Source organism: Bacillus sp. FSL K6-1145, assembly GCF_038003425.1.
GTDB classification, from domain to species: domain Bacteria; phylum Bacillota; class Bacilli; order Bacillales; family Bacillaceae; genus Bacillus; species Bacillus pumilus.
Genome location: NZ_JBBOPC010000001.1, coordinates 1,466,118 through 1,490,056 on the forward strand (window position 1 = coordinate 1,466,118; position 23,939 = coordinate 1,490,056).

A 23,939-nucleotide genomic window follows, 5' to 3' on the forward strand; every position below is an offset into this window, starting at 1 on the left:
ACACCATGAATCTTGTCATGAACAACAGAAGGAAAGGAGTGGGACCTATACTCTGTTTGGACATTTGAGGAGGAGGGATTTGATTGAAATTGAAGTTTCGCAAGACCGCCGGCTATCGTTTGATGAGTCTTTTGGTGATTGGTACTTTAACGATGACAAGCTTTGGGACGGTTCAAGCAACATCGACTTCTACCTCATATCAGGAGGAAGCTGTCTCCTCTAAGACTACAAAAGCAAAGATCTCATCTAGATTAATGAAGCAGTTTCAGCAGGATGATCAGGTGACTTTTTTAATCAAAATGAAAGAGCAAACAAATACGCAAAATGTGGCGAAGGAAGCGGTGATCAAAGCCAAAAAACAGAAATTAACAGCGGCTAAAACGCAATACACAAAAAGATCAGCTGTCGTATCCGAATTAAGAGCAACGTCTGAAAAGACGCAGGAAGCGCTCCTTACGTATTTACAAAAGGAACAAAAGAAAAAGCAAGTGAAGGAGATTCATTCGTACTATATTGTGAATGGTTTAGCGGTGACGGGAACGAAAGAAGTCATGGAAAAGGTGGCTGCCTTTCCAGAAGTAGATCAAGTGCTGCCAAATGAAACCCGTCAAATTCACCGGCCAGTTGATTTGAAGACGAAGCAGAAAAAACAAATGAAAGCAGTAGATGGAGTCGAGTGGAACATTTCTCAAGTTCATGCTCCAGAAGCGTGGGCTTTAGGTTATGACGGTACTGGTACAGTTGTGGCAAGTATTGATACAGGAGTGGAATGGGATCATCCTGCTTTAAAGGAAAAATACCGCGGATTTGATCCAGCACATCCGAATGAACCAACTCATGAATTCAATTGGTACGATGCTACAACAGGATCTGAAGCGCCATATGATGATTTAGAGCATGGTACACATGTAACGGGAACGATGGTTGGCTCTGAGCCAGATGGAAAGAATCAAATCGGAGTCGCACCGGGCGCAAAATGGATTGCGGTGAAAGCTTTCTCAGAAGATGGTGGTACAGATGCTGATCTGCTTGACGCAGGTGAGTGGATTTTAGCACCAAAAGATGAGGCCGGCAACCCGCATCCAGAAAAGGCACCAGATGTTGTCAATAATTCTTGGGGAGGTGGGCCTGGCCTTGATGATTGGTATAAAGATGTCGTCAATACTTGGAGAGCGGCGGACATCTTCCCAGAGTTTTCAGCTGGCAATACCGATTTATTCAACCCTGGTGGTGAAGGATCCATTGCGAATCCTGCGAACTATCAAGAGGTCTTTGCAACGGGTGCTACGGATCAAGATAACAAATTGGGGTCTTTCTCGCTGCAAGGTCCGTCTCCATATGGTGTCATGAAACCAGACATTGCCGCCCCAGGGGTAAACATTCGTTCATCCATTCCTGGGAAAGGGTATGAGGATGGCTGGAATGGGACGTCGATGGCTGGTCCGCATGTCTCAGCTGTTGTGGCTCTTCTTCGCCAAGTACAGTCAGATCTTTCTGTTGAAGAGATTGAACAAATTCTGATTGATACAGCGAAGCCATTAACTGATCAGCAATTCACGGAATCCCCAAACAATGGCTATGGGGCAGGTTTAGTTGATGCAAGAGAGGCGATTACGGCATTAACAGATGGAATTGGCATGATCGAAGGACAGGTGACAAACGAAGATGTTCATTTAGGTGATATGAAAATAACAGATCAAGCCTTGCCTCAAAAAGATAAGGCGCTACACCCACATAAGAAGCCTGCGAACATAAAAGAATTGAAAAAGGAAAAAAATCTAGCTGCTCCGTCCATCAAAGCTCTTCCAATGAAAGCGGAAATTAGTGTTCTTGAAAGCGGCAAGTCAACGTACACAGATGAAGCGACAGGGAGATATCAGCTTCCTCACAGTGCAGGAAAATTCACAGTGAAAGCGGAAGCTTACGGATTTGAATCACGCACACAAACCGTCCATATTTCTTCAAATAAAACGGCAGAGGCGAATTTCGCCTTACAGCCACTAAAGAAACGAACGATATCTGGCACAATTGCCAACGAAACAACGGGTGAAAAGATAAAGGATGCCACGGTTTATCTTGTAGAGGATGCGAAAATTAAGCCGGTGAAAACAAATGAATCTGGCGAATTTTCTCTAGAGGCATTGAGCGGTGTCTATACCGTCAAAGTATTTGCCAAAGGATTTAAAGGATATTCTTTTACAGCAGATGTGACAGAAAAGCCAGTTGGGAAAAACATTCAGCTAGAGCCATTCATCGGCTTTGCTGGGGAAATTGGCTACGATGATGGAACAGCTGAAAATGCGAGAGCCTTCTATGATCCTGGCAATGGCTGGGCTGTGAAGTTTTCATTAGAAAAGGGGAAGAAACAAGCGCAACTCACAGGAGGGCTTTTCCGTTTCTGGTCAGCAGAGTGGCCAGCTCCTGGAGGGAATGAATTTGCAGTTGAAGTGTATGACGCTTCTGGGAAGAACGGAGCTCCAGGGGAGAAAATGGCAGGACCTCTAAAAGCAAAAGCGCTGCGTAATGGGGAATGGACAAAAGTAGATTTAGAAGATCAAGCCATCACGGTGGATGGAGATTTCTATCTTGTCTATATTCAAACGAAAAAGAATACGGAATCTCCAGGGCTTGCAACTGATGAGGATGGACCAAATGCTGAAAGAAGCTGGCAGCTGACAAGCGGTGCATTTTCTCCTTCTCCAAAAGAAGAGGGAAATTATATGATTCGTGCGCTTGTTGACTATGAAGCAGATGTGCCAGAGATTACATCTCCAAAGGCAGGCGTCATTACGAACAAAGATGAACTGGAGATTGAAGGCAAAGCCTCTCCTGGGCTTGATGTAGCGATCTATCAAAACGACGAAGAGATTGCCAAAGTGAAAGCAGATCAGTCAGGCGCCTTCAAAGAAAAGGTCACAGTTTCAAGTGGAGAGCATGTATTCACGGCTGCAACTGTTACGGATAAAGGTGCAACAAAACGATCTACACCAGTAAAGGTAATCATTGATCAAACAGCGCCAGCGCTCACTATCGATACACCGAAAAAAGGGGAAAAGACGAATAAAGAATCGCTCACTGTAGAAGGAAAGGTCACAGATGATCATCTTGATCAAGTCACCGTAAATGGAAAAAAGGCAACCATAAAAGAAGGGAAGTATTCCGTAAGAATACTGCTTGAGAACGGAGAAAATACGATCAAGGTCACAGCGAAAGATGCAGCAGGAAACAAAACGACTAAAAAAATCAAGATCGATGTTCAATACGAGGCACCTGAAATTTCTAAGCTGACTCCAGCAGAGAATGTCCATCTGGCATCAGGGGAGTCTGTTAAAATTTCATTTCACAGTAGAGAAAAGCTAGACACAACGTTTGTCATTCACATGCCGCTGACAAACGCGAGATCAAAGCTTCAAAATACTACAGAGCTGCCGCTTCGCGAAGTATCGAGCGGAACGTATGAAGGTTACTGGACTGCTACTTCTACCGCTAAAGCAAAAGGTGCGGTCATTGAAGTAATTGTGCGAGATGATTATGGAAATGTCACAAGACAAAAAGCTTCAGGTACATTAAACATCAATGAAAAGTAACTTAAACAAAAGACACGACTTCTTGGAGCGTGTCTTTTTTCTTTCAACAATTGTTTGAAGGCTTGTCCAGAAGAATATTCTCTCTCATTCCTCGACAAAAACAATAACAATCCACCAAAAGTTCTCTATCATCCCCAACAAGAATTGACAGACTTCCATCTCATGACTGTTTTATACTGGTACAAACAAGTGCAAGTACTGCTTTTGATTCTTTGTTTCAGATGAAAGGAGCAGAAGGTGGTCATTTATTTAGATGTGATTTGGCTGTTAAACTTTTGTTTTGATCTATTGCTTCTCTTACTCACTGCATTTATTCTCAAACGACAAGTAAAAAAAAGGCGATATATGTTAGGAGCTCTCATTGGATCGAGCATTGTTCTCTTGCTCTTTACACCATTTGCAATGGTTGTGTCACACCCTTTAGGCAAACTACTTTTTTCTGTCTTCATTGTTCTTGCAACCTTTGGTTTTCAAAGATTTCGTTCCTTTTTTCAAAATCTGTTTGCTTTTTACTTTGTAACATTTTTGATGGGAGGAGGCATGATTGGGGTTCATTCATTTTTGCAAACCAATACAGTGATTCAAGATGGCCTGCTGATTTCACAAAATGATGGCTTTGGTGATCCGATTAGCTGGCTTTTTGTTTTAACTGGGTTTCCTGCGATTTGGCTGTTTTCAAAGAAAAGATTAGGCGAGGTGGGTACGAAAAAAAGACAGGTTGATGAACAAGTGCTTGTGGAAATACACATTCATGGAGAGACCATCCGTTTAAAGGGACTCGTCGATTCTGGCAACCAGCTGTATGATCCTATGACAAAAACACCTGTCATGATCGTCCAGGCCGACCAGCTAACGGCCATTTGCGGAGAGCCATTTATAGAGCTCATGAAACAGTCTCATCCTGTTGAAGTCATGCAAAAGATCGATGATCAATTTCCTCTTCTTGATCGATTAAGACTTGTTCCATATCGAGCGGTCGGTCATGATCACGGCTTTCTACTATGCCTAAAACCAGATACAGTCTTCATTTATTCAAAGACGCATATGATTCAGCCTGCTAAGTGTTTTGTAGGGTTGAGTCTGAGCGGCTTATCGGCAGATCAGGAATTTCAATCCATCATTCATCCAGATATGTTAGACGGGAAAATCATCCAGGGGGTGTCGTAGTTTTTGGTGATGTCTTTTATCTTACGAGGTCAACTTGACATTTAGAAGGGAGAAGAAGATGAAAAAATTAAAATTTAAACTCACTTACTACTGGTATAAACTCCTCATGAAGCTAGGTCTAAAGAGTGATGAAATTTATTATATTGGTGGAAGTGAAGCGCTCCCGCCTCCATTATCAAAGGATGAAGAGCAGGAGCTGCTTGTCAAATTACCAAAGGGAGATCAAACCGCAAGAGCGATTCTGATTGAAAGAAATTTGCGTTTAGTCGTTTACATCGCAAGAAAATTTGAAAACACAGGTATTAATATTGAGGATTTAATCAGTATCGGAACCATTGGTCTGATCAAAGCAGTCAATACATTTAACCCAGAAAAAAAGATCAAGCTTGCAACATATGCTTCGAGATGTATTGAAAATGAGATTTTGATGTACTTACGTCGAAATAATAAAATCCGGTCAGAAGTTTCGTTTGATGAGCCGCTCAACATTGATTGGGACGGAAATGAACTGCTTTTATCAGACGTACTTGGAACAGATGATGATATTATCACACGCGATATTGAAGCAAATGTGGATAAAAAATTGCTGAAAAAAGCGCTCGAACAATTAAATGACCGCGAAAAGCAGATCATGGAACTAAGATTTGGCTTAATTGGTGGTGAGGAAAAAACCCAAAAAGATGTCGCTGACATGCTTGGGATTTCACAGTCTTATATTTCGAGGCTTGAAAAAAGAATTATTAAACGATTACAAAAAGAATTTAATAAAATGGTCTAAAAATTATTTTAAAAAAGCTCTGTCCCTGCACTGTCAAAGGAAACAACCTTTTTTTTCATGATTCTCGTCATCGCTCGTGCATATTTTTCCATCCCAAGGAGATACTGAACTTTGTACAACAGCTCCTGTAGGGAGGGAAAAAAGTGTCCAGAAATAAAGTGGAAATCTGCGGAGTCGACACCTCCAAGCTGCCTGTTCTGAAAAACGACGAGATGAGAAAATTGTTCAGACAGCTGCAAGATGAGGGTGACGATACAGCAAGAGAAAAGCTAGTCAATGGCAATTTACGGTTGGTTTTAAGTGTGATTCAGCGTTTTAACAACAGAGGCGAATATGTCGACGATCTCTTCCAAGTAGGCTGTATCGGATTAATGAAATCAATTGATAATTTTGATTTAAGCCACAATGTCAGATTTTCAACTTATGCGGTTCCTATGATCATAGGAGAAATCCGTCGATACTTGCGTGATAACAACCCGATTCGGGTGTCTCGCTCGCTAAGAGATATTGCCTATAAGGCACTTCAGGTCCGTGAGAGGCTGATTAGTGAGACAAGCAAGGAGCCAACAGCAGAAGACATTGCCAAAGTGCTGGAAGTGCCTCATGAGGAAATTGTCTTTGCCCTAGATGCAATTCAAGATCCTGTATCTTTGTTTGAACCGATCTATAATGACGGAGGAGATCCGATTTATGTGATGGATCAAATTAGTGATGAACGGAACAAAGACACACAATGGGTGGAAGAATTGGCCTTAAAAGAGGGCATGCGTAGGTTGAACGACAGGGAAAAAATGATTCTTCGCAAACGCTTCTTCCAGGGCAAAACGCAAATGGAAGTTGCCGAAGAGATCGGGATTTCTCAAGCACAAGTCTCTAGGCTTGAAAAAGCAGCCATTAAACAAATGAATAAAAACATCTTTTAAAGCCGCCGCTTCATGTGCGGCTTTTTTCATTCTTATGAGAGAACACTCCTCTAGTATTGACTCTGTTATTTTTTTCATTTAATCTGTTTTTAACAAATGTTATTTTAGATAGCATTTGTTAGGGAACACTTAAGCGGAAAGAAGGGTTATTATGACATTCCATGATGAAAGAAGGCTGCTCATTAAGGTTGCGCATATGTATTATGAAGAAGGCGCCACTCAATCTAACATTGCAGAAGCGGTTGGGGTTAGCCGTTCGCTCATATCGAAATATTTGGCAAAAGCACGTGAAGCAGGAATCGTGGAAATCATTATTCATGATGAAGTCAACCAACAGTATGGATCGTTAGAAAGAAAAATAGAACGTAAATATGGGCTCCGAGAAGTCGTCTGTGTGGAAACACTCAGCAAAGACACAACCAAAAGCCGAATCGGTGCCGCGGCGGCAAGCTTTTTATTAAAAGTGATGAAGGATGGACAAGTTATTGGGTTTTCCTCTGGGACAACGCTGCATGAGATGGCGAAAGCGGTTACGTCTGTTCAGCACTATCCATCCGTGACATTTGTTCCGCTTGTCGGAGGTGTGGGAAATGAAGATGTCGATATCCACGCCAACTATATTATTGCGAGATGCACAGAGGCGCTCAAATCTAAATGTGAGTTTTTACATGTACCTGTCATGCTTGATACGAAAGAAGCGAAAGATGTACTGATCCGGCAGCCGTCAATCAAAAAAGTGATTGAACTAGGAGAATCATCAAATATCGCGGTTGTCGGAATTGGTGGTGTTCCGCAGCATTCAACGATGGTGAAATCTTATATGACAAGCGGTGAAGAGGACATCCTTCAAGCAAAGGATGTAGCAGGTGACATTTGCTATAACTTTATTGATCATCAAGGGGAAGTATATCCCCACCCATGGAACGACCGGGTGATGGGCATAAGCCCCCAAAAGCTAAAAGAAATTCCACTTGTCATAGGTGTCGCTGGTGGCGAAGAGAAAATTGAAGCAATTCGGGCGGCATTAGCAGGTGGATTAATTCATGTATTAATTACCGATGAACGAACTGGAGATGCCTTATTAAAGTAACTACCTAATATCATTAGGTAGTTTTTTTGAGTCTTTAGACTCAAAAAGATTGAAAATTTTATCGATTTTAGCTTGACACAAAGTTGACACATCATATAAACTAAGTTCATAACAAATGATAAACAAAATAACAAATGTTACAATAAACGGATTTTTGTTAATTTTTATAACATTTGTTAAAAGTTTCAGATTATATTTCTAGCAATCTATTGAGAAGCAAGAAAACCTGAAAGGATGATTTAGATGTCAATCTATCAACAATTGTTAGCTCGAGAACGCAGTGGAGATCCAATCAAAGTAGGGATTATTGGAGCAGGCCAAATGGGCTTTGGACTCATTTCACAAATTTCTAAAATTCCAGGCATGATTGTTGCTGGTGTTTGTGATATTCACCTTAGTGCAGCAGAGAAGGCAGCGAATTTTTACAAGCAGCATGCAAAGCCGCATCAAATGGTTGTCACAAATGATTACAGAGAAGTGATTCAATCAGATTCCGTAGAAGTTGTCGTAGATGCAACAGGTGTCCCAGAGGTCGGAGCAAACATTTCTTTGGAAGCGCTTAATTCAAAAAAACATCTCGTTCTTTTAAATGTAGAAGTTGATATTACCATCGGGTTGGTCATGCATAAGTTATTCACAAATGCAGGACTTGTTTACTCAGGATCAGCTGGAGACGAACCAGCAGCAACACTAGAATTATATGAATTTGCGAAAACAATGGGTCTTGAGGTACTCGTTGCAGGGAAAGGAAAGAACAACCCATTCTTCCCAGAAGCAAATCCAGATACGTGTCAAGCAGAAGCAGATAGTAAACATATGAGTTCACATATGCTGGCTGCATTCCAGGACGGAACAAAAACAATGGCGGAAATGAACTTATTAAGTAACGCGACAGGGCTTCTGCCAGATAAAGTCGGTATGCACGGAGTCGAAGCCAATTTAGAAAATGTAGCAGATAAATTGAATCAAAAACAGCAAGGCGGCGTGCTCGACAACTTCGGAGTCGTTGAATATGTAAATGGACTTGCACCAGGTGTATTTGTCATCGTGAAGAGTGACCTTGAGCCAGTAGATGAAGAGCTGCGCTACTTAAAAGTTGGAAAAGGCCCACACTACACACTTTACCGTCCTTTCCACTTAGCGAGTCTTGAAACACCTGTTACCATCGCAAAAGCGGTCTTACAGCATGATTCATCCATTCACCCAATTGGTGTACCAGTATCAGAAACAGTCGCTGTGGCAAAAAGAGATATTAAAGCTGGAGAATCACTTGACGGGATTGGCGGATACTCTGTAAGAGGTGTTCTTGAAACACATCAAGACATGAAAACGAACGGCCACATTCCAATTGGTTTAATTAGCGGAAAAGTCGTAGCGAAAAAAGACATCAAATTAGGACAATTCCTAACTCATGATGATGTAGAGCTTGATTCAAACACAACGGTCTGGAAGCTGCGATCATTACAAGATCATTTATTTCAATCATAAGGACGTGAAGCTGTGGAAAAATTAGCGATCGTACTTTGTATCATTCTCATTGTGCAGTACGGGTTATCTTTTATTCAAATCAAGTACTACCGCAAGAGCATGGATTCACTTATTGATGATTACAGAGGGAAGCAGGGCTATCACTTATTTTCAGGAATGGAGCGGCGCAAAGTTGGCCCTGGAGCCATTGCGCTCATCATTGTAGATGAATCGTATATCATTCAAAAATGCCATGTGCTTGGCGGTGTGTCGATCTTATCTAAATTTAAAGAAGTCCCTTCATATGAAGGAAAGCATGTAGGGGCTGTGTTAGATGAGCACCATATGATGAAGCAGACGTTGAAAAAACGCAAAAAGGGGCCAGCTGTCATGCACGCACTTTCCATGGCGGCTGAACAGGCACTTGTCTCGATTTCGAAAAAAAATATAACAAATGTGAACTAAAGAAAGGGGAGATGAAACATGGAATGGATTCAATGGTTTGGAGAGCACTTTATCGGAATGTTTGAAGCCGGCGGAAAGCAATTCATGGGTCTTGTTACAGGTATCGTTCCAACGCTTGTTGTGTTACTTACTTTCACTTATGCTGTCATGAAGTTTATTGGAGAAGAGCGAGTGAATAGAGCGATTCAGTTTGCTGCGAAATATACCATTTTGCGCTACACGTTAATGCCGATCTTATCCGTTCTTATTTTGACAAACCCGATGGCTTATACGTTTGGCCGCTTCTTACCCGAAAAACAAAAACCAGCATTCTATGATTCAGCTGTTTCATTTGTTCATCCGGTGACATCACTGTTTCCGTATGCCAACGCAGGAGAACTGTTTGTCTACTTAGGGATTGCGAACGGTATTAAAGAAGCAGGATACTCAATGTCAGAGCTTGCTGTACGGTACTTCTTAGTCGGGATCGTCGTCATTTTACTTCGCGGTATTATTACTGAATGGATTACAAAGTACTTAGCAGGAAAAATGAAAGCGAATTCACAATAGGGGAGGGTTAGACATGACAAACCACAAAGTATTTGTTGCAAAAGGTGCTGGCGGATGGGGAGAAGGCTTGGAGCTTGAACCAACCGGTAAAAAAAGAAAGGTTGTTTCCATTACAGGGGGAGGCATTCACCCAGTTGCACGTAAAATTGCAGAAATGACAGGGACAGAAGCATGTGACGGCTTTAAAAACTCGATACCAGAAGATGAAATGATGTGTGTTGTCATTGACTGCGGAGGAACCGCACGAATCGGACTTTATCCAATGAAGCGCATTCCAACTGTAGACGTTTTGGCATCCTCTCCTTCTGGACCGCTTGCAAAACATATTACAGAGGATATCTTCGTATCTGGCGTCACAGAAAAAGATATTTCCTTTGCGGATGCATCAAGTGGTGAGGAAAAAGTAGAAGGTCAGGAAAACAGTGAGCCGATTGACAAGGAGAATTTCAAAGAAACCTATTCAAAACTGAAAGAGGAAAATCTCGAGCGTCAGGAAAAAGGTAATTTCCTGATGAGGTTCTCAAGAGGAATTGGGAAAGTTACCGGTACGTTCTACCAGGCTGGCCGTGATTCCGTTGATATGCTTTTGAAAAACATTATTCCATTCATGGCATTTGTCAGTATGTTAATTGGAATTATCAATTATACAAAAATTGGTGACTTGATTGCCCATTTTCTATCACCATTGGCAGGATCTATATGGGGACTCTTACTGCTCGTTGTGGTCTGTACATTGCCATTCCTATCACCTGTCTTAGGACCTGGTGCAGTCATTGCACAAGTAATCGGTGTTCTCATTGGTAGTCAAATTGCACTAGGAAATATCCCGCCTCAATTTGCACTTCCTGCACTATTTGCCATCAACGGTCAAGTAGGGTGTGATTTCATTCCAGTGGGTCTGTCACTTGGTGAAGCGAAGCCGGAAACGGTACAATATGGAGTACCAGCTGTTTTGTATAGCCGTCTCATTACAGGGGTTCTATCTGTTGTGATCGCATACGCTGCCAGCTTCGGTATGTATTAAACGTATTAAAGGAGGAATCGATATACATGGTCACACAATCTGTCGTAAAAGAAATCGGGATCTTAGTCCCGCAATTTAAAGAAGATAAGCTGATTGTTTTATTTGGACCCGCAGCGCCGCAGGAATTAAGAGATATGTCCGTCATTCATGAGTTCGAACATTTAGAAGAAGAGCCGTTGAAACTGGGCGGTACCATTCAAGTGGGCGATCAAACGTACACGATCACAGCCCTCGGCAATAAAGCAAATGACAACTTTAAAGAACTCGGCCATATTTCGATCTACTTCCAAGAGCCGTTTGATGATGTATTACCGGGAGCTGTCTTTGCATCCCCGCACACGTTTCCTGATATAAAAGAAGGCGTACGAATTGAAATTTCGTAGCTATGAAGAAAAGCTGTTCCGTAGAAGGAGCAGCTTTTTTTATGTGAGGTTTACCAGAAAGAGCAATTGCGATATGCTGTAAACATTCATTATTTGTTTATTCAGAATTTTTACTCAGGGGGAAATGATGGTGTCACTTGAATTGAAGAATGTTTCATTAAAACGAAATGGAAAATGGCTGCTTCAGTCTGTTGACTGGCATGTGAACAAAGAGGAGCACTGGGTGCTTTACGGTTTAAATGGTGCGGGGAAAACCGCTTTATTAAATATGCTCTGCTCATATTATTTCCCTACATCAGGTGAGATGACCGTGCTGGGACATATCTTTGGCAAGGAGGCTCTTGGCGAAAAGCTCAGGAAGAAAATTGGCCTCATTTCTGCGGGACTTGAAAAGAAACTGCACAGAGACGACAATGCATTTGAAATTGTTCTCAGCGGGGCATTTGCCTCTATCGGGCTTTATGAAACCCCGACAGATGAGATAAGGGAGAAAGCCATTGATCTATTAAAAGCATTTGGTTCGTTCAAATATGCAAACCGGACATATGAAACACTCTCGCAAGGAGAAAAGCAGAAAGTCCTGATTGCGAGGGCTTTAATGAATGATCCCAAGCTCCTGATTTTAGATGAGCCTGTGACAGGTCTTGATTTTTTAGCAAGAGAACAGGTGCTGGAGACCATCTCATTCATTGCTTCAAAGCCTGATGCGCCTACTTTGCTTTACACGACCCATCATGCAGAAGAGATTTTGCCTGTTTTTCAGCACACCTTATTATTAAAAGATGGGACTGTTTTTGATCAAGGGAAAACAAAAGAGATGATGACAAGCGACTTGCTTTCTTCCTTCTTTGAATGTCCGGTAGATGTGATGTGGAGAAATGGCCGTCCTCATTTAAGTAAATTGTAGATAAAAGAAACTATTGGTCTGCGTCCCTGCTTTTCCATCATACATATTATAGTAGAAAACGAAAGGCGGGGAAGGACAGATGATCAGTATTTCTGAATTCCAAATCAAGGATGTTGTCGATGTGTCCAGCGGAAAAAAACTAGGCACCATTGGGGACATTGATATCAATGTTACGAGTGGTAAAATACAAGCAATCATTATCGGCGGTACAGGTAAAATGATGGGATTTTTCGGAAAAGAAGAGGAAATGATTGTCCCGTGGCGAAATATAGTAAAAATTGGCGAAGATGTGATACTTGTCCGATTGTCTTCTTAAAATTCGTATAACTCCTCAATGAATCATTTAATGATCCTTAACATAAGCTCTCCATTCTCAGCAAACAATGTCTTTTTCGGGTAAAAAGATTACGTTTTCATATCAATTTGCAAAAAAACCTGTAGAAAGGGCACATTTGAGTGTAATATTTAATGAATCCCACTAACTGTCTACGCATGTCTTGTGGTAAAATAGGAGCGATATAAAGAGAGATGAATGAAAGGTGGGAGGCAGCTTTGACACACAATTATGACCCCTTTCAGCAGAAATCACCTTATGCAATGGTGATTCATGATTGGACGAACATGACATGTTCTGGTAAAGAGGTATTAGCCGGATTTACGACAAAAAATGGCGGCTTCAGCCTTTCTCCATATCAATCATTGAACACTGGACTCCATGTAGGAGATGATGCTTCTAGTGTCCAAATGAATCGTCAAGTCATAGCAGATGCTACTGCTGTGCCGCTCTCTGATTGGGTGTTTGCAGACCAAACACACGAGGACCGCATCAAGAAAGTCACCAAGGAGCAAAGAGGAAGAGGAAGTCTTCATTATCATGAGGCACTGCCTGGAACAGACGGCTTATATACGTCTGAACCGAACATCATGCTCGCTCTTTGTTTCGCCGATTGTGTTCCGCTTTATTTTCTAGCTCCGCAACATGGCCTCATCGGAACAGCCCATGCCGGATGGAAAGGAACCGTCAAACAAATTGGTGCAAAAATGGTAGATCTATGGGTCAACCAAGAAGGTGCTAAGACCGATCAAATACAAGTCGTCATTGGACCATCCATTGGCAGCTGTTGCTACATAGTTGATGATGTGGTCTTGAATCAAGTGAAACAGCTTCCCTTTTCTACAGAGGATGTGTATTCCGAGATATCACAAGGACAATATAAATTAGACTTAAAAACATTAAACAAAAACGTATTGCTACATGCAGGGATGAAAGAAGAAAACATACATGTCAGTTCGATGTGCACAAGCTGTAATGATCAGCTATTCTTCTCACACCGGCGTGATCAAGGAAAAACAGGACGTATGATGTCTTTTGTCGGGTTTAAGGAGGCATAAGAGCAATTGAATGTACGAGAGAATCTCAGACAAATAAATGAACAAATAAACGAAGCATGTAAAAGAGCCGACCGGAACCCAGACGATATATCAGTCGTCGCTGTCACAAAATATGTCTCAATTGAACGAGCACAAGAAGCCAAGGAAGCAGGAATTTTGCATTTTGGTGAAAATCGTGACCAAGGGTTACTTGAAAAACAAGCGGCTATAACCGATGAAAGCATTAGCTGGCACTTCATCGGCAGTTTACAAACACGAAAAGTAAAATCTGTCATTCAGACCATTGACTACTTACATTCGCTCGACAGGATCTCTCTTGCGAATGAAATTGAAAAAAGAGCGGATCACACGGTTCGCTGTTTTGTACAGGTGAACACATCGCTGGAGGAGTCAAAACATGGCTTGCAAAGTGAAGACGTGATCCCATTTGTCAAGCAGCTCGCTGATTTCAAACACATTGAAATTGCTGGACTGATGACGATGGCTCCATTTACAGATGATCACACTGTGATACGAAACTGCTTTAAAACATTAAAAAACCTTCAAGAAGAAGTAAAACATCTTAACCAAGTAAATGCACCTTGTCAGCATTTATCGATGGGCATGTCAAATGATTTTGAAATCGCAATTGAAGAAGGTGCGACATTCGTTCGGATTGGCTCTTCACTTGTTGGAAATGAAACAGGAGGTGCGTGACATGAGCATAAAAAATAAGTTTAAAAGCTTTTTCACTCTCGACGATGAAGAGTATGAGTACGAATATATTGATGAAGAAAGAGAACCAGTCCAAGAAGAAAAAGGAACAAAGGACAAAGCGGCATTTCAAGAGCGTCCGCAGACAGGAAAACAAAATGTCGTCAGCTTGCAAAGCGTGCAGAAATCCTCTAAAGTGGTGTTAAGTGAGCCGCGTGTTTATGCAGAAGCGCAGGAGATTGCAGACCATATTAAAAACAGACGTGCAGTCGTCGTCAATTTGCAGCGCATTCAGCACGATCAAGCAAAGCGAATCATCGACTTCTTAAGCGGCACTGTATATGCAATCGGTGGAGATATCCAGCGTATTGGCTCGAATATATTCCTCTGTACACCTGATAATGTAGATGTATCTGGCACAATATCAGAACTTTTGACAGAGGAAGAACCTCAGAGGTGGTAAATCATAGTGATTCTAAATTACATTTTCCAGCTTTTACAGACTGTATTAACGATTTACTCATTCGCGATTATTATTTACATCTTTATGTCATGGGTGCCATCAGCAAGAGAAACAGCAATTGGGCGTTTTCTGACAAATATTTGCGAACCATATTTAGAACCATTTCGTAAAATTATTCCGCCAATTGGCATGATTGACATCTCGCCAATTGTGGCATTGCTTGTGATTCGTTTTGCATCAACATATGGACTAACTGGTCTTTACAATATGATTGCACGCTTCATGTAGACAGGCTGCCGGGCTTGGCGCTGCCAGGCTCTTTTACATAAGAGGGGAACAAAATGAGCGATATTTATCAACATTTTAGAAAAGACGAACAGCCATTTGTCGACCAAGTGTTAGGCTGGAAAAAAATCGCACTCGACCAGTATCGAATGAAATTAACAGACTTTCTTGATCCGCGTGAGCAGTTTATTACCGAGTCCGTCATCCAGCATGCTGATGAGCTTGGGATCATGTTTTTTGGCGGTTATGAGGGAGCGGAGCGCAAAAGAGCGCTCATTTATCCCGAATATTTACAACCGGCTACTCAGGATGCTGAGCTCTCTTATTTTCAGGTGAACTATGCGAAAAAGTTTATTTCGTTAGAACACCCGAAGCTCCTTGGTTCACTGATTGGGACAGGCTTGAAGCGCCAAAAATTTGGAGATTTGTTATTTTCAGAGGAAGATGTGCAGTTTATTTGTACGAGTGATGTCGCCGATTTTGTTCGGGCGCAGCTGACGCATGTCGGCAGAGCCTCCGTTTCATTAGAGGAAATCACGCAGGCAGATTTAAAGCCGGTTAAGAGCAAGACTGACATCAAAGAAGATACGATTTCTTCACTGCGGCTTGATGCGGTATGTGCTGCAATCAGCCGTCAGTCTCGGCAAAAAGCACAGCTTTTGGTCAAAAATGGGCTTGTCAAAGTTAACTGGAAAGTCACTGAGGACCCTTCCTTTACAATCGGCGAAGGCGATCAGCTCTCTGTTAGGGGATTCGGCCGCTTTAGCCTCAAAACGATTGATGGGAAGACCAAAAAAGATAAATTTAAAGTAACATTTGAGCTTCTGACATAACGAACTTGAATCTGGAGGTGGCGAGGTTGCCATTAACACCTAATGATATTCATAATAAAACGTTCACAAAAAGTTTTCGCGGCTATGACGAAGATGAAGTAAACGAGTTTTTAAGCCAAGTACGTAAAGATTACGAAATCGTGCTTCGCAAAAAGAATGAACTCGAAGAAAAAGTAAACGAGCTTGACGAAAGATTAGGTCATTTTGCAACAATTGAAGAGACATTAAACAAATCAATTCTTGTGGCGCAGGAAGCAGCAGAAGACGTCAAACGTCATTCTGATAAAGAAGCGAAATTGATTATTCGTGAAGCGGAGAAAAATGCCGATCGTATTATTAACGAAGCGCTATCTAAATCAAGAAAGATTGCGATGGAAATCGAAGAGCTGAAGAAGCAGTCGAAGGTCTTTAGAACTCGCTTCCAAATGCTCATCGAAGCTCAGCTTGATCTTCTAAAAAATGACGATTGGGATCATTTACTGGAATATGAAGTTGACGCTGTCTTTGACGAAAAAGAATAAGCGCATCATCTTGACATGACGTGTACAAGTTGCATATAATACCATCATAAATTAACAAGAGATAAACGTTTGAAAGGGACACTCGCAGTTGTCATATGCGTAATAAAGCGAATCAGGGATGGTGGAAGCCTGACATTACGAGACGCTGCAATGAGATCACCCCTTTAGTTCCTTTTCTGAAAAGAATGAGTAAGAAAAGGCGTCTGATCACGTTACGATTTTAGAGTGGATAAGCGGCTGATTAAATAGCGCTTGTCTAAAAGGGTGGTACCGCGAGACAAGCCTTCTCGTCCCTTATGGGATGAGAGGGCTTTTTTTATTGTTTTTTAATCAGAATTTGCATATGGAGGAATGGGTATGAACTACAAAGACACCTTATTAATGCCGAAAACAGAATTCCCAATGAGAGGGAACTTGCCGAACAAAGAGCCTGAAATCCAAGAGGAGTGGGCAGAAAAAGACATCTATCAAATGGTTTTAGAGCGGACAAAAGGACGCCCGACCTTTATTTTGCATGATGGACCTCCATATGCGAATGGTGACATTCATATGGGGCACGCACTCAATAAAATCCTAAAAGATTTTATTGTCCGTTTTAAATCAATGAATGGGTTCCACGCACCGTACGTACCGGGCTGGGATACACACGGCTTACCAATTGAAACAGCACTCACTAAAAATAAAAAAGTCAAACGTAAAGAAATGTCGACAGCTGAATTCCGCAAACTATGCGAGGAGTATGCATGGAAGCAAATCGAGGGTCAGCGCAATCAATTTAAGCGATTAGGCGTCAGAGCAGACTGGGACAATCCATATGTCACGTTAAAGCCTGAGTATGAAGCGCAGCAAATTCTTGTCTTCGGAGAAATGGCGAAGAGAGGCTATATTTACAAAGGACTAAAGCCTGTTAACTGGTCTCCTTCAAGTGAGTCAGCTCTTGCTGAAGCGGAAATTGAATATAAAGACAAACGTTCACCATCCATTTACGTTTCATTTAAAGTGAAAGATGGAAAAGGCGTACTTGAAAACGGCGAACAATTCATCATCTGGACAACAACACCTTGGACACTTCCTGCAAACCTTGGTATTTGTGTTCATCCAAACCTAGAGTACAGTGTTCTTCAAGTAGGTGCTGAGCGATATGTTGTCGCATCTGAGCTTGTTGAACAAGTGGCAAAAACGCTTGGCTTTGAAGAGTATGAAGTCGTGAAAACATTAAAAGGAAAAGAATTAGATAACGTCGTTGCAGAGCATCCGATCTATGGTAGAGATTCCCTTGTGATGCTTGGTGACCACGTGACAACGGATGCAGGTACAGGCTGTGTTCACACAGCACCAGGTCACGGGGAAGATGACTTTAATGTGAGTATGAAATACGGTCTTGATGTGCTATGTCCAGTAGATGAAAAAGGTGTCATGACAGACGAAGCACCTGGTTTTGAAGGACTATTCTACGAGGATGCCAATAAAGCCATCACAGAACAGCTTGAAGCAAAAGGCGCCCTGAAAAAGCTCGACTTTATCACGCACTCCTACCCGCATGACTGGAGAACGAAAAAACCAACGATTTATCGTGCAACCGCTCAGTGGTTTGCATCGATTAAAGACTTTAGAGAAGCGCTACTAGACAATATTAAAGAAACGAAATGGGTGCCAGCATGGGGCGAGACACGCCTATTCAATATGGTGCGTGACAGAGGTGACTGGTGCATTTCAAGACAGCGTGTATGGGGCGTTCCAATTCCGGTCTTTTATGCCGAAAATGGTGAGCCAATCATCACAGATGAAACAATTCAGCATGTCTCTCAATTATTTAGAGAACATGGCTCGAATATTTGGTTTGAAAAAGAAGCGAAAGAGCTCTTGCCAGAAGGCTTTACACATCCAGGTAGCCCGAACGGTGAATTCACAAAAGAGCAGGATATCATGGATGTATGGTTTGATTCCGGTTCTTCTCACCAAGCCGTTTTAGAAGAAAGAGAGGACCTTGTCCGTCCAGCAGACCTTTACCTTGAAGGATCTGACCAATATCGCGGCTGGTTCAACTCATCTTTATCTACTTCTGTAGCTATCACAGGAAAAGCACCTTACAAAGGAGTGGTTAGCCATGGAATGACTTTGGATAAAGAAGGACGTAAAATGAGTAAATCTTTAGGAAATACCATTGAACCTGCCAAAGTAGCTAAACAACTAGGTGCTGAAATTCTTAGACTTTGGGTATCTTCTGTTAACTATCAAGCCGATCACCCGGTGTCTGATGATATCTTAAAACAAGTAGCAGAGGTCTATCGTAAAATCCGTAACACGTTCCGCTTCCTGCACGGTAACCTATTTGACTTTGATCCAGCAGTCAATGCAGTACCTGTAGAAGAGCTTCGCGAAGTGGATCAATATATCTTGATCAAATTAAACAAATTGATTGATAAAGTGAAAAAGGCTTATGATGATTACGAATTTGCGGTCGTGTATCATGCGATTCACAATTTCTGTACAATTGAGCTAAGCTCTTTCTATCTCGACTTTGCAAAGGATGTCGTGTACATTGAGCATGCGGATCATCCAGACCGCCGTAGCATGCAGACGGTCTTCTACGAAACATTAATGGCATTAGTGAAGCTGACTGCACCAATTCTTCCGCATACAACAGATGAATTATGGAGCCACTTAAGCTTTGTTGAAGAGCCAAGTGTTCAGTTAACAGATATGCCAGAAGGTGTGGCTGTTTCTCAAGCGGAAGCGACAGAAGCGAAGTTTGACCGCTTTATGGAAGTGCGTGACGATGTGCTAAAAGCGCTCGAAATTGCGCGTAACGAGAAAGTCATCGGACGTTCTCTTGAAGCAAGTTTGACCCTTTATGCGACAGAAGAAGTGAAAAACCTTCTTGCATCCATTAAAGAAGATGTGAAGCAGCTCTTTATCATCTCTGAATTAACGGTAGAAGATGAGCAAAATGCTGACACATCAGCACCTGAATACACTTCAGGAAGAATTTTGGTTCAAAAAGCAGAAGGAGAACTATGCGAACGTTCTCGTATTATTTCAAAAGATGTTGGTGCAAATCCGAAATACCCAACATTGTCACTGAAAAATGCTGAAATCGTGGAAAAATATTACCAGAATTAACAGTGTGATATGACCAACTAGCGCCCCGCCATATGCGGGGCGTTTTCTTTTTTGCGGAAATGACAGCGTTTAGAACGAAAGGAAAAATCTTATGGCTTTAAAGTGGACAGCCGGGGCAACAATATGATTATCACGACAGGGCAGGAGTTGAAATAGCGACATGAATGGCGATCTAGAGACGATTTACACGGAACTCCTTCAAATGAAAGAAGAGCTGCAAGCTAAACTGTTTGAATACGCATCATTTCGTTCACCCGCTGAGCATGTCTCAATGAACGAGGTCCAAACGGCCACGCTTCTTTATCACATCAAAGAAGAGCTGCAAGATGTGACTCTCGCTATTGCAAAAATTGAGCAAGGAACCTTTGGTATATGTGAGGCGACAGGTGATGTCATTCCGCTTGAACAAATGAGTATTCTTCCTACCGCCCGCACGGCTGACGACTTTTTATATCATAAGCAATACGAGAAAAAAGCATTCACTCCTTATCCTCATGAATCAGATGATTCTCATTTTGAAGCCTTCCACATGTAGGGAGGTTTTTGTCTGTCAACTAAAGTTTCTTTACTCCTTCCTGTTTTCTTGATAAAATGCATAAAGATCAAAGTATGAAGATGGAGGAACGTGTGTGTTCTATTACATAATCGCATTCGTGATGATTTGTTTAGATCAATTAACAAAATGGCTCATTGTCAAAAATATGATGCTCGGAGATTCTTATCCGGTGATTGATGGTTTCTTTTATATCACGTCTCACCGAAATTCAGGAGCCGCATGGGGAATTCTCCAAGGACAAATGTGGTTTTTCTATGTGATCACACTCGTTGTTATTGCGGGAATTGTTTATTATTTGCAAAAGCATGGGCAAAAGGACAAGCTGCTTGGAGTTGCACTGGCATTAATGCTTGGCGGAGCGATTGGAAACTTTATCGACCGTGTTTTCCGTCAGGAAGTGGTTGATTTTGCTCATTTCGTCTTTGGGAATTATCACTACCCAATCTTTAATATTGCAGATTCTTCTCTATGTGTAGGAGTTATTCTGCTCTTCATTCAAATGCTGTTAGATGGAAAGAAAACGAAGGAGTCAACTACATGAATCAAGTAAATATTGCCGTTTCAGAAGAACAAACGAGTGAACGGCTTGATAAATTTCTAAGCACGACAGAACCAGAATGGTCAAGAACCCAGGTCCAGCAGTGGGTAAAGGATGGGCTGATCGAAGTAAACGGGAAACAAGTGAAAGCCAATTACAAAGTACAAGCTGGAGATCAGATTAAAGTCGAGATTCCAGAACCAGAAGTACTAGATGTAGAAGCAGAACCAATGGATCTTGATATTTATTATGAAGATGCAGATGTGCTAGTGGTGAATAAACCACGAGGAATGGTCGTTCATCCAGCACCAGGTCACGTGTCAGGAACGCTTGTAAATGGCCTGATGGCACATTGCACGGACTTATCAGGGATTAATGGTGTGATGCGTCCTGGAATTGTCCATCGTATTGATAAAGATACGTCTGGGCTGTTAATGGTCGCGAAAAACGATATGGCGCATGAATCACTCGTCAATCAGCTTGTGGCTAAAACTGTCACAAGAAAATATACGGCCGTTGTCCATGGCATCATTCAGCATGATACCGGCACAATTGATGCCCCAATTGGCAGAGACAAAAAAGACCGCCAAAGCATGACGGTCACAAAAGAAAGTGCAAAACAAGCCGTCACTCACTTTGATGTGATTGAACGCTTTCAGGATTTCACGGTGGTGGAGTGCCGACTTGAAACAGGAAGAACACACCAAATTCGTGTTCATATGAAATATATCGGCTATCCGCTTGCAGGAGATCCGAAATATGGACCGAGAAAGACAGTCGATTTCAATGGTCAGCTGCTTCATGCAGGTGTTTTAGGATTTGATCATCCAAGAACAGGCGAATATATCGAGTTCACAGCACCAGTTCCTGCTGATATGCAAGCTTTTATAGATTCATTAAGAAATAACGATTGACAGGCCGTTCTTTTTTTGAAATAATGAACGAAGATATGAAGATTCTTTAAAACAGTCCAGAGAGGCTGAGAAGGATAACGGATCAATTTGTGCACGTGTATGCACAAATGAACGCCCCTCTCTGCCCTTTGCAGAAGGGGCTTTTTATTTGTCAAAAAGAGGTGTAAAAGATGGAACAAAAAGCAGTCATTCTTGATGAACAAGCGATCAGACGAGCGCTTACCCGAATTGCACATGAAATGATTGAGCGCAACAAAGGGATGAAAGATGTCATCCTTGCGGGGATCAAGACTAGAGGTATTCATCTTGCAAAGCGCCTTGCAGAGCGCATCGAGCAAATTGAAGGAAATCCAGTCATAGTGGGTGAACTTGATATTACGCTATACCGTGATGACCTGACAAAAAAGACAGAGAACCAAGACCCGCTTGTGAAGGGTGCAGACATTCCAGCTGACATTAATGACAAAACACTGATTGTCGTTGACGATGTCCTGTTTACAGGCAGAACCGTCAGAGCAGCCATGGATGCCCTTGTGGATGTAGGAAGACCATCTTCCATTCAGCTTGCTGTTCTCGTCGACCGGGGACACCGGGAGCTACCGATTCGAGCGGATTATATCGGGAAGAACATTCCGACATCAAAAGCAGAGACAGTTATGGTTCAACTGAATGAAGTAGATCAAAACGACCTTGTCGCTATATATGAAAAATAACCTTTTTAAATGCATTCCAGAGAGTTTGCAAAGAGGGCAATAACAGAGATACCAAGCACGGCAAACATGACGTGTACGGTTTTTCTAGGCCTCTTTGCGCATACTCGCAAAGAGGCTTTTTTAATGAAAAAGGACACATCTAGGAGGAAAATCATGAGTCAGCAAAAAGCCAATTTAGGCATTCGAGATATCCCAAAACCGTTCACATGGCTGTCACTTAGCCTTCAGCATTTGTTTGCCATGTTTGGTGCAACCATTCTAGTACCAAAAATCATCGATATGAGTCCAGCGGTCGCGCTCATCTCAAGTGGTGTTGGAACCATAGTTTACTTAATTATCACAAGAGGTCAAATTCCAGCGTATCTTGGATCGTCCTTTGCCTTTATCGCCCCCATACTGAATGTGAAAGCCACAGGCGGCCCTGGAGCCGCCATGGTCGGTGCCTTCATGGCGGGTGTCGCTTATGCACTCATTGCACTATTTATTAAATGGCTCGGCACAGGCTGGCTGATGAAACTTCTACCGCCGGTCGTCGTAGGGCCGGTCATTATGGTCATCGGACTCGGACTCGCTGGAACAGCTGTCAACATGGCGATGTATGCTGATCCGAATGCAACCGAGCTTGTTTACAGCCTGAAGCACCTAATGGTCGCCGGCTTCACACTGGCTGTCACGATTATCAGCATGATTTTCCTAAGAGGATTCCTTAGCTTGATCCCAGTATTAATCGGCATTATCAGCGGCTATCTCTTTGCCTTATCACAAGGCATTGTGAACTTCCAGCCGGTCATTGATGCAAAATGGTTTGCTGTACCAGACTTCGTTGTACCATTTGTGGACTACACACCAGCTGTGACTTTAAGCATTCTCACCGTAATGGTGCCGGTTGCCTTTGTGACAATGTCTGAGCACATCGGCCACCAAGTGGTGTTAAGTAAAGTTGTAGGGCAAGATTTCATTAAAAAACCTGGTCTTCACCGCTCCATTTTAGGAGACAGTGCGGCGACAATCTTCGCTTCACTCATTGGCGGACCGCCGACAACAACGTATGGAGAGAACATCGGCGTCCTTGCCATCACAAGAGTGTTCAGTATCTTCGTCATCGGCGGAGCAGCAGTGTTTGCAATCTGCTTCGGCTTTGTCGGAAAAATCTCAGCATTAATCAGTACAGTGCCGTCCGCGGTCATGGGAGGCGTTTCATTCTTGCTCTTTGGGATCATTGCCTCAAGCGGCCTGAGAATCCTGATTGATCATAAAGTGAATTTTGAAGAAAAGCGTAATCTCATTATCGCATCAGTCATCTTAGTCATCGGAATTGGCGGGGCATTCATTGAGGTGAAACAAATCAACCTCACACTATCTGGAATGGCACTTGCTGCCATCACGGGTGTCCTGTTGAACCTGATCCTGCCGCAACAAAAAGCGGAGGATGACGAGTCAAATGAATCGAATACAGAAAACCTTTTAAAAGAAGTCCAGTGAGGCTGACAAGGGTTCTAAAATGAGCAGAATGCACGAACGTGCCGCTGCTTCTTTTGGAGAACCCTAAGCTGCCGAGGCTTAGGGTT

The 23,939-nt window shown here is 42.3% G+C and carries 24 protein-coding genes and 1 other annotated feature; all 24 genes read left to right on the top strand.

Features of this window, described 5'->3' with window-relative positions:
- Positions 1 to 83 precede the first annotated feature (83 nt).
- The 24 genes from MHH41_RS07315 to MHH41_RS07430 all read left to right on the top strand — a co-directional run bounded on the left by MHH41_RS07315 (position 84) and on the right by MHH41_RS07430 (position 23,853).
- On the top strand, positions 84 to 3,587 hold the full coding sequence (locus MHH41_RS07315) for a S8 family serine peptidase (RefSeq protein ID WP_340866028.1): 3,504 nt from the start codon (positions 84 to 86) through the stop codon (positions 3,585 to 3,587).
- Between the two features lie 237 nt (positions 3,588 to 3,824).
- A complete protein-coding gene (gene spoIIGA / locus MHH41_RS07320; RefSeq protein WP_003211533.1) occupies positions 3,825 to 4,754 on the top strand; it encodes a sigma-E processing peptidase SpoIIGA in 930 nt (309 codons plus the stop codon).
- A 58-nt stretch (positions 4,755 to 4,812) separates the two neighbouring features.
- Positions 4,813 to 5,532: an RNA polymerase sporulation sigma factor SigE gene (gene sigE, locus MHH41_RS07325; protein ID WP_003211142.1), complete on the top strand. Its 720-nt coding sequence runs from the start codon at positions 4,813 to 4,815 to the stop codon at positions 5,530 to 5,532.
- Positions 5,533 to 5,675: 143 nt separating this feature from the next.
- Positions 5,676 to 6,455 (top strand): RNA polymerase sporulation sigma factor SigG, encoded by a 780-nt coding sequence (sigG, locus tag MHH41_RS07330; protein ID WP_003211879.1) that lies wholly within the window; start codon positions 5,676 to 5,678, stop codon positions 6,453 to 6,455.
- A 151-nt stretch (positions 6,456 to 6,606) separates the two neighbouring features.
- Positions 6,607 to 7,545, top strand: coding sequence for a sugar-binding transcriptional regulator (locus MHH41_RS07335; RefSeq protein ID WP_050945093.1), 939 nt, complete (start codon positions 6,607 to 6,609; stop codon positions 7,543 to 7,545).
- A 243-nt stretch (positions 7,546 to 7,788) separates the two neighbouring features.
- Positions 7,789 to 9,033 carry an NAD(P)H-dependent oxidoreductase gene (locus tag MHH41_RS07340; RefSeq protein ID WP_003212501.1) on the top strand — a complete coding sequence of 415 codons (1,245 nt, stop codon included), beginning with the start codon at positions 7,789 to 7,791 and terminating at the stop codon, positions 9,031 to 9,033.
- Positions 9,034 to 9,045: 12 nt separating this feature from the next.
- A complete protein-coding gene (locus MHH41_RS07345) occupies positions 9,046 to 9,477 on the top strand; it encodes a transcriptional regulator GutM (protein WP_003212289.1) in 432 nt (143 codons plus the stop codon).
- 18 nt (positions 9,478 to 9,495) lie between these two features.
- The gene (gene srlA, locus MHH41_RS07350; RefSeq protein WP_003210918.1) at positions 9,496 to 10,026 is read left to right on the top strand and encodes a PTS glucitol/sorbitol transporter subunit IIC; all 531 of its coding nucleotides are present in this window, start codon (positions 9,496 to 9,498) and stop codon (positions 10,024 to 10,026) included.
- A gap of 13 nt (positions 10,027 to 10,039) precedes the next feature.
- Entirely contained in the window at positions 10,040 to 11,050 is a 1,011-nt protein-coding gene (gene srlE / locus MHH41_RS07355) for a PTS glucitol/sorbitol transporter subunit IIB (RefSeq protein WP_050945092.1), read from the top strand.
- 26 nt (positions 11,051 to 11,076) lie between these two features.
- Positions 11,077 to 11,433, top strand: coding sequence for a PTS glucitol/sorbitol transporter subunit IIA (locus MHH41_RS07360; RefSeq protein WP_007499733.1), 357 nt, complete (start codon positions 11,077 to 11,079; stop codon positions 11,431 to 11,433).
- A 130-nt stretch (positions 11,434 to 11,563) separates the two neighbouring features.
- A complete protein-coding gene (locus MHH41_RS07365; protein ID WP_034620040.1) occupies positions 11,564 to 12,340 on the top strand; it encodes an ABC transporter ATP-binding protein in 777 nt (258 codons plus the stop codon).
- A 79-nt stretch (positions 12,341 to 12,419) separates the two neighbouring features.
- Entirely contained in the window at positions 12,420 to 12,656 is a 237-nt protein-coding gene (locus MHH41_RS07370; RefSeq protein ID WP_008344958.1) for a YlmC/YmxH family sporulation protein, read from the top strand.
- 212 nt (positions 12,657 to 12,868) lie between these two features.
- Positions 12,869 to 13,732, top strand: a complete 864-nt coding sequence (pgeF, locus tag MHH41_RS07375; protein ID WP_335353064.1) for a peptidoglycan editing factor PgeF — start codon at positions 12,869 to 12,871, stop codon at positions 13,730 to 13,732.
- A 6-nt stretch (positions 13,733 to 13,738) separates the two neighbouring features.
- The gene (locus MHH41_RS07380) at positions 13,739 to 14,428 is read left to right on the top strand and encodes a YggS family pyridoxal phosphate-dependent enzyme (protein WP_340866031.1); all 690 of its coding nucleotides are present in this window, start codon (positions 13,739 to 13,741) and stop codon (positions 14,426 to 14,428) included.
- A gap of 1 nt (position 14,429) precedes the next feature.
- Positions 14,430 to 14,888 carry a cell division protein SepF gene (gene sepF / locus MHH41_RS07385; RefSeq protein WP_003212271.1) on the top strand — a complete coding sequence of 153 codons (459 nt, stop codon included), beginning with the start codon at positions 14,430 to 14,432 and terminating at the stop codon, positions 14,886 to 14,888.
- A 6-nt stretch (positions 14,889 to 14,894) separates the two neighbouring features.
- Positions 14,895 to 15,176: a YggT family protein gene (locus MHH41_RS07390; RefSeq protein WP_251191297.1), complete on the top strand. Its 282-nt coding sequence runs from the start codon at positions 14,895 to 14,897 to the stop codon at positions 15,174 to 15,176.
- A gap of 53 nt (positions 15,177 to 15,229) precedes the next feature.
- A complete protein-coding gene (locus MHH41_RS07395; RefSeq protein ID WP_212045842.1) occupies positions 15,230 to 16,006 on the top strand; it encodes a YlmH family RNA-binding protein in 777 nt (258 codons plus the stop codon).
- Positions 16,007 to 16,032: 26 nt separating this feature from the next.
- A complete protein-coding gene (locus MHH41_RS07400; protein WP_003211323.1) occupies positions 16,033 to 16,527 on the top strand; it encodes a DivIVA domain-containing protein in 495 nt (164 codons plus the stop codon).
- 59 nt (positions 16,528 to 16,586) lie between these two features.
- Positions 16,587 to 16,825: a binding site (T-box leader), on the top strand.
- A 59-nt stretch (positions 16,826 to 16,884) separates the two neighbouring features.
- Complete coding sequence (gene ileS / locus MHH41_RS07405) at positions 16,885 to 19,650, top strand: isoleucine--tRNA ligase (protein ID WP_340866034.1); 2,766 nt, start codon at positions 16,885 to 16,887, stop codon at positions 19,648 to 19,650.
- Positions 19,651 to 19,810: 160 nt separating this feature from the next.
- Positions 19,811 to 20,185: a TraR/DksA family transcriptional regulator gene (locus MHH41_RS07410; RefSeq protein WP_340866035.1), complete on the top strand. Its 375-nt coding sequence runs from the start codon at positions 19,811 to 19,813 to the stop codon at positions 20,183 to 20,185.
- A 94-nt stretch (positions 20,186 to 20,279) separates the two neighbouring features.
- Positions 20,280 to 20,747, top strand: a complete 468-nt coding sequence (gene lspA, locus MHH41_RS07415) for a signal peptidase II (protein ID WP_012009890.1) — start codon at positions 20,280 to 20,282, stop codon at positions 20,745 to 20,747.
- Entirely contained in the window at positions 20,744 to 21,658 is a 915-nt protein-coding gene (locus tag MHH41_RS07420) for an RluA family pseudouridine synthase (RefSeq protein ID WP_050945085.1), read from the top strand. The genes lspA and MHH41_RS07420 overlap by 4 nt, the downstream gene beginning before the upstream one ends.
- A gap of 170 nt (positions 21,659 to 21,828) precedes the next feature.
- The gene (gene pyrR / locus MHH41_RS07425) at positions 21,829 to 22,371 is read left to right on the top strand and encodes a bifunctional pyr operon transcriptional regulator/uracil phosphoribosyltransferase PyrR (RefSeq protein ID WP_003211705.1); all 543 of its coding nucleotides are present in this window, start codon (positions 21,829 to 21,831) and stop codon (positions 22,369 to 22,371) included.
- A gap of 153 nt (positions 22,372 to 22,524) precedes the next feature.
- Positions 22,525 to 23,853, top strand: coding sequence for a solute carrier family 23 protein (locus MHH41_RS07430; protein ID WP_050945084.1), 1,329 nt, complete (start codon positions 22,525 to 22,527; stop codon positions 23,851 to 23,853).
- The last annotated feature ends 86 nt before the right edge of the window (positions 23,854 to 23,939 follow it).

What these genes read in the sequence shown, in the direction of transcription:
- MHH41_RS07410 (WP_340866035.1), top strand. Translation starts at nt 19,811, where the DNA reads ATGAATGGCGATCTAGAGACGATTTACACGGAACTCCTTCAAATGAAA.
- srlA (WP_003210918.1), top strand. Translation starts at nt 9,496, where the DNA reads ATGGAATGGATTCAATGGTTTGGAGAGCACTTTATCGGAATGTTTGAA.
- MHH41_RS07340 (WP_003212501.1), top strand. Translation starts at nt 7,789, where the DNA reads ATGTCAATCTATCAACAATTGTTAGCTCGAGAACGCAGTGGAGATCCA.
- srlE (WP_050945092.1), top strand. Translation starts at nt 10,040, where the DNA reads ATGACAAACCACAAAGTATTTGTTGCAAAAGGTGCTGGCGGATGGGGA.
- sigE (WP_003211142.1), top strand. Translation starts at nt 4,813, where the DNA reads ATGAAAAAATTAAAATTTAAACTCACTTACTACTGGTATAAACTCCTC.
- MHH41_RS07335 (WP_050945093.1), top strand. Translation starts at nt 6,607, where the DNA reads ATGACATTCCATGATGAAAGAAGGCTGCTCATTAAGGTTGCGCATATG.
- MHH41_RS07395 (WP_212045842.1), top strand. Translation starts at nt 15,230, where the DNA reads ATGAGCGATATTTATCAACATTTTAGAAAAGACGAACAGCCATTTGTC.
- MHH41_RS07430 (WP_050945084.1), top strand. Translation starts at nt 22,525, where the DNA reads ATGAGTCAGCAAAAAGCCAATTTAGGCATTCGAGATATCCCAAAACCG.
- pgeF (WP_335353064.1), top strand. Translation starts at nt 12,869, where the DNA reads ATGAATGAAAGGTGGGAGGCAGCTTTGACACACAATTATGACCCCTTT.
- sepF (WP_003212271.1), top strand. Translation starts at nt 14,430, where the DNA reads ATGAGCATAAAAAATAAGTTTAAAAGCTTTTTCACTCTCGACGATGAA.
- MHH41_RS07370 (WP_008344958.1), top strand. Translation starts at nt 12,420, where the DNA reads ATGATCAGTATTTCTGAATTCCAAATCAAGGATGTTGTCGATGTGTCC.
- MHH41_RS07420 (WP_050945085.1), top strand. Translation starts at nt 20,744, where the DNA reads ATGAATCAAGTAAATATTGCCGTTTCAGAAGAACAAACGAGTGAACGG.
- MHH41_RS07360 (WP_007499733.1), top strand. Translation starts at nt 11,077, where the DNA reads ATGGTCACACAATCTGTCGTAAAAGAAATCGGGATCTTAGTCCCGCAA.
- ileS (WP_340866034.1), top strand. Translation starts at nt 16,885, where the DNA reads ATGAACTACAAAGACACCTTATTAATGCCGAAAACAGAATTCCCAATG.
- pyrR (WP_003211705.1), top strand. Translation starts at nt 21,829, where the DNA reads ATGGAACAAAAAGCAGTCATTCTTGATGAACAAGCGATCAGACGAGCG.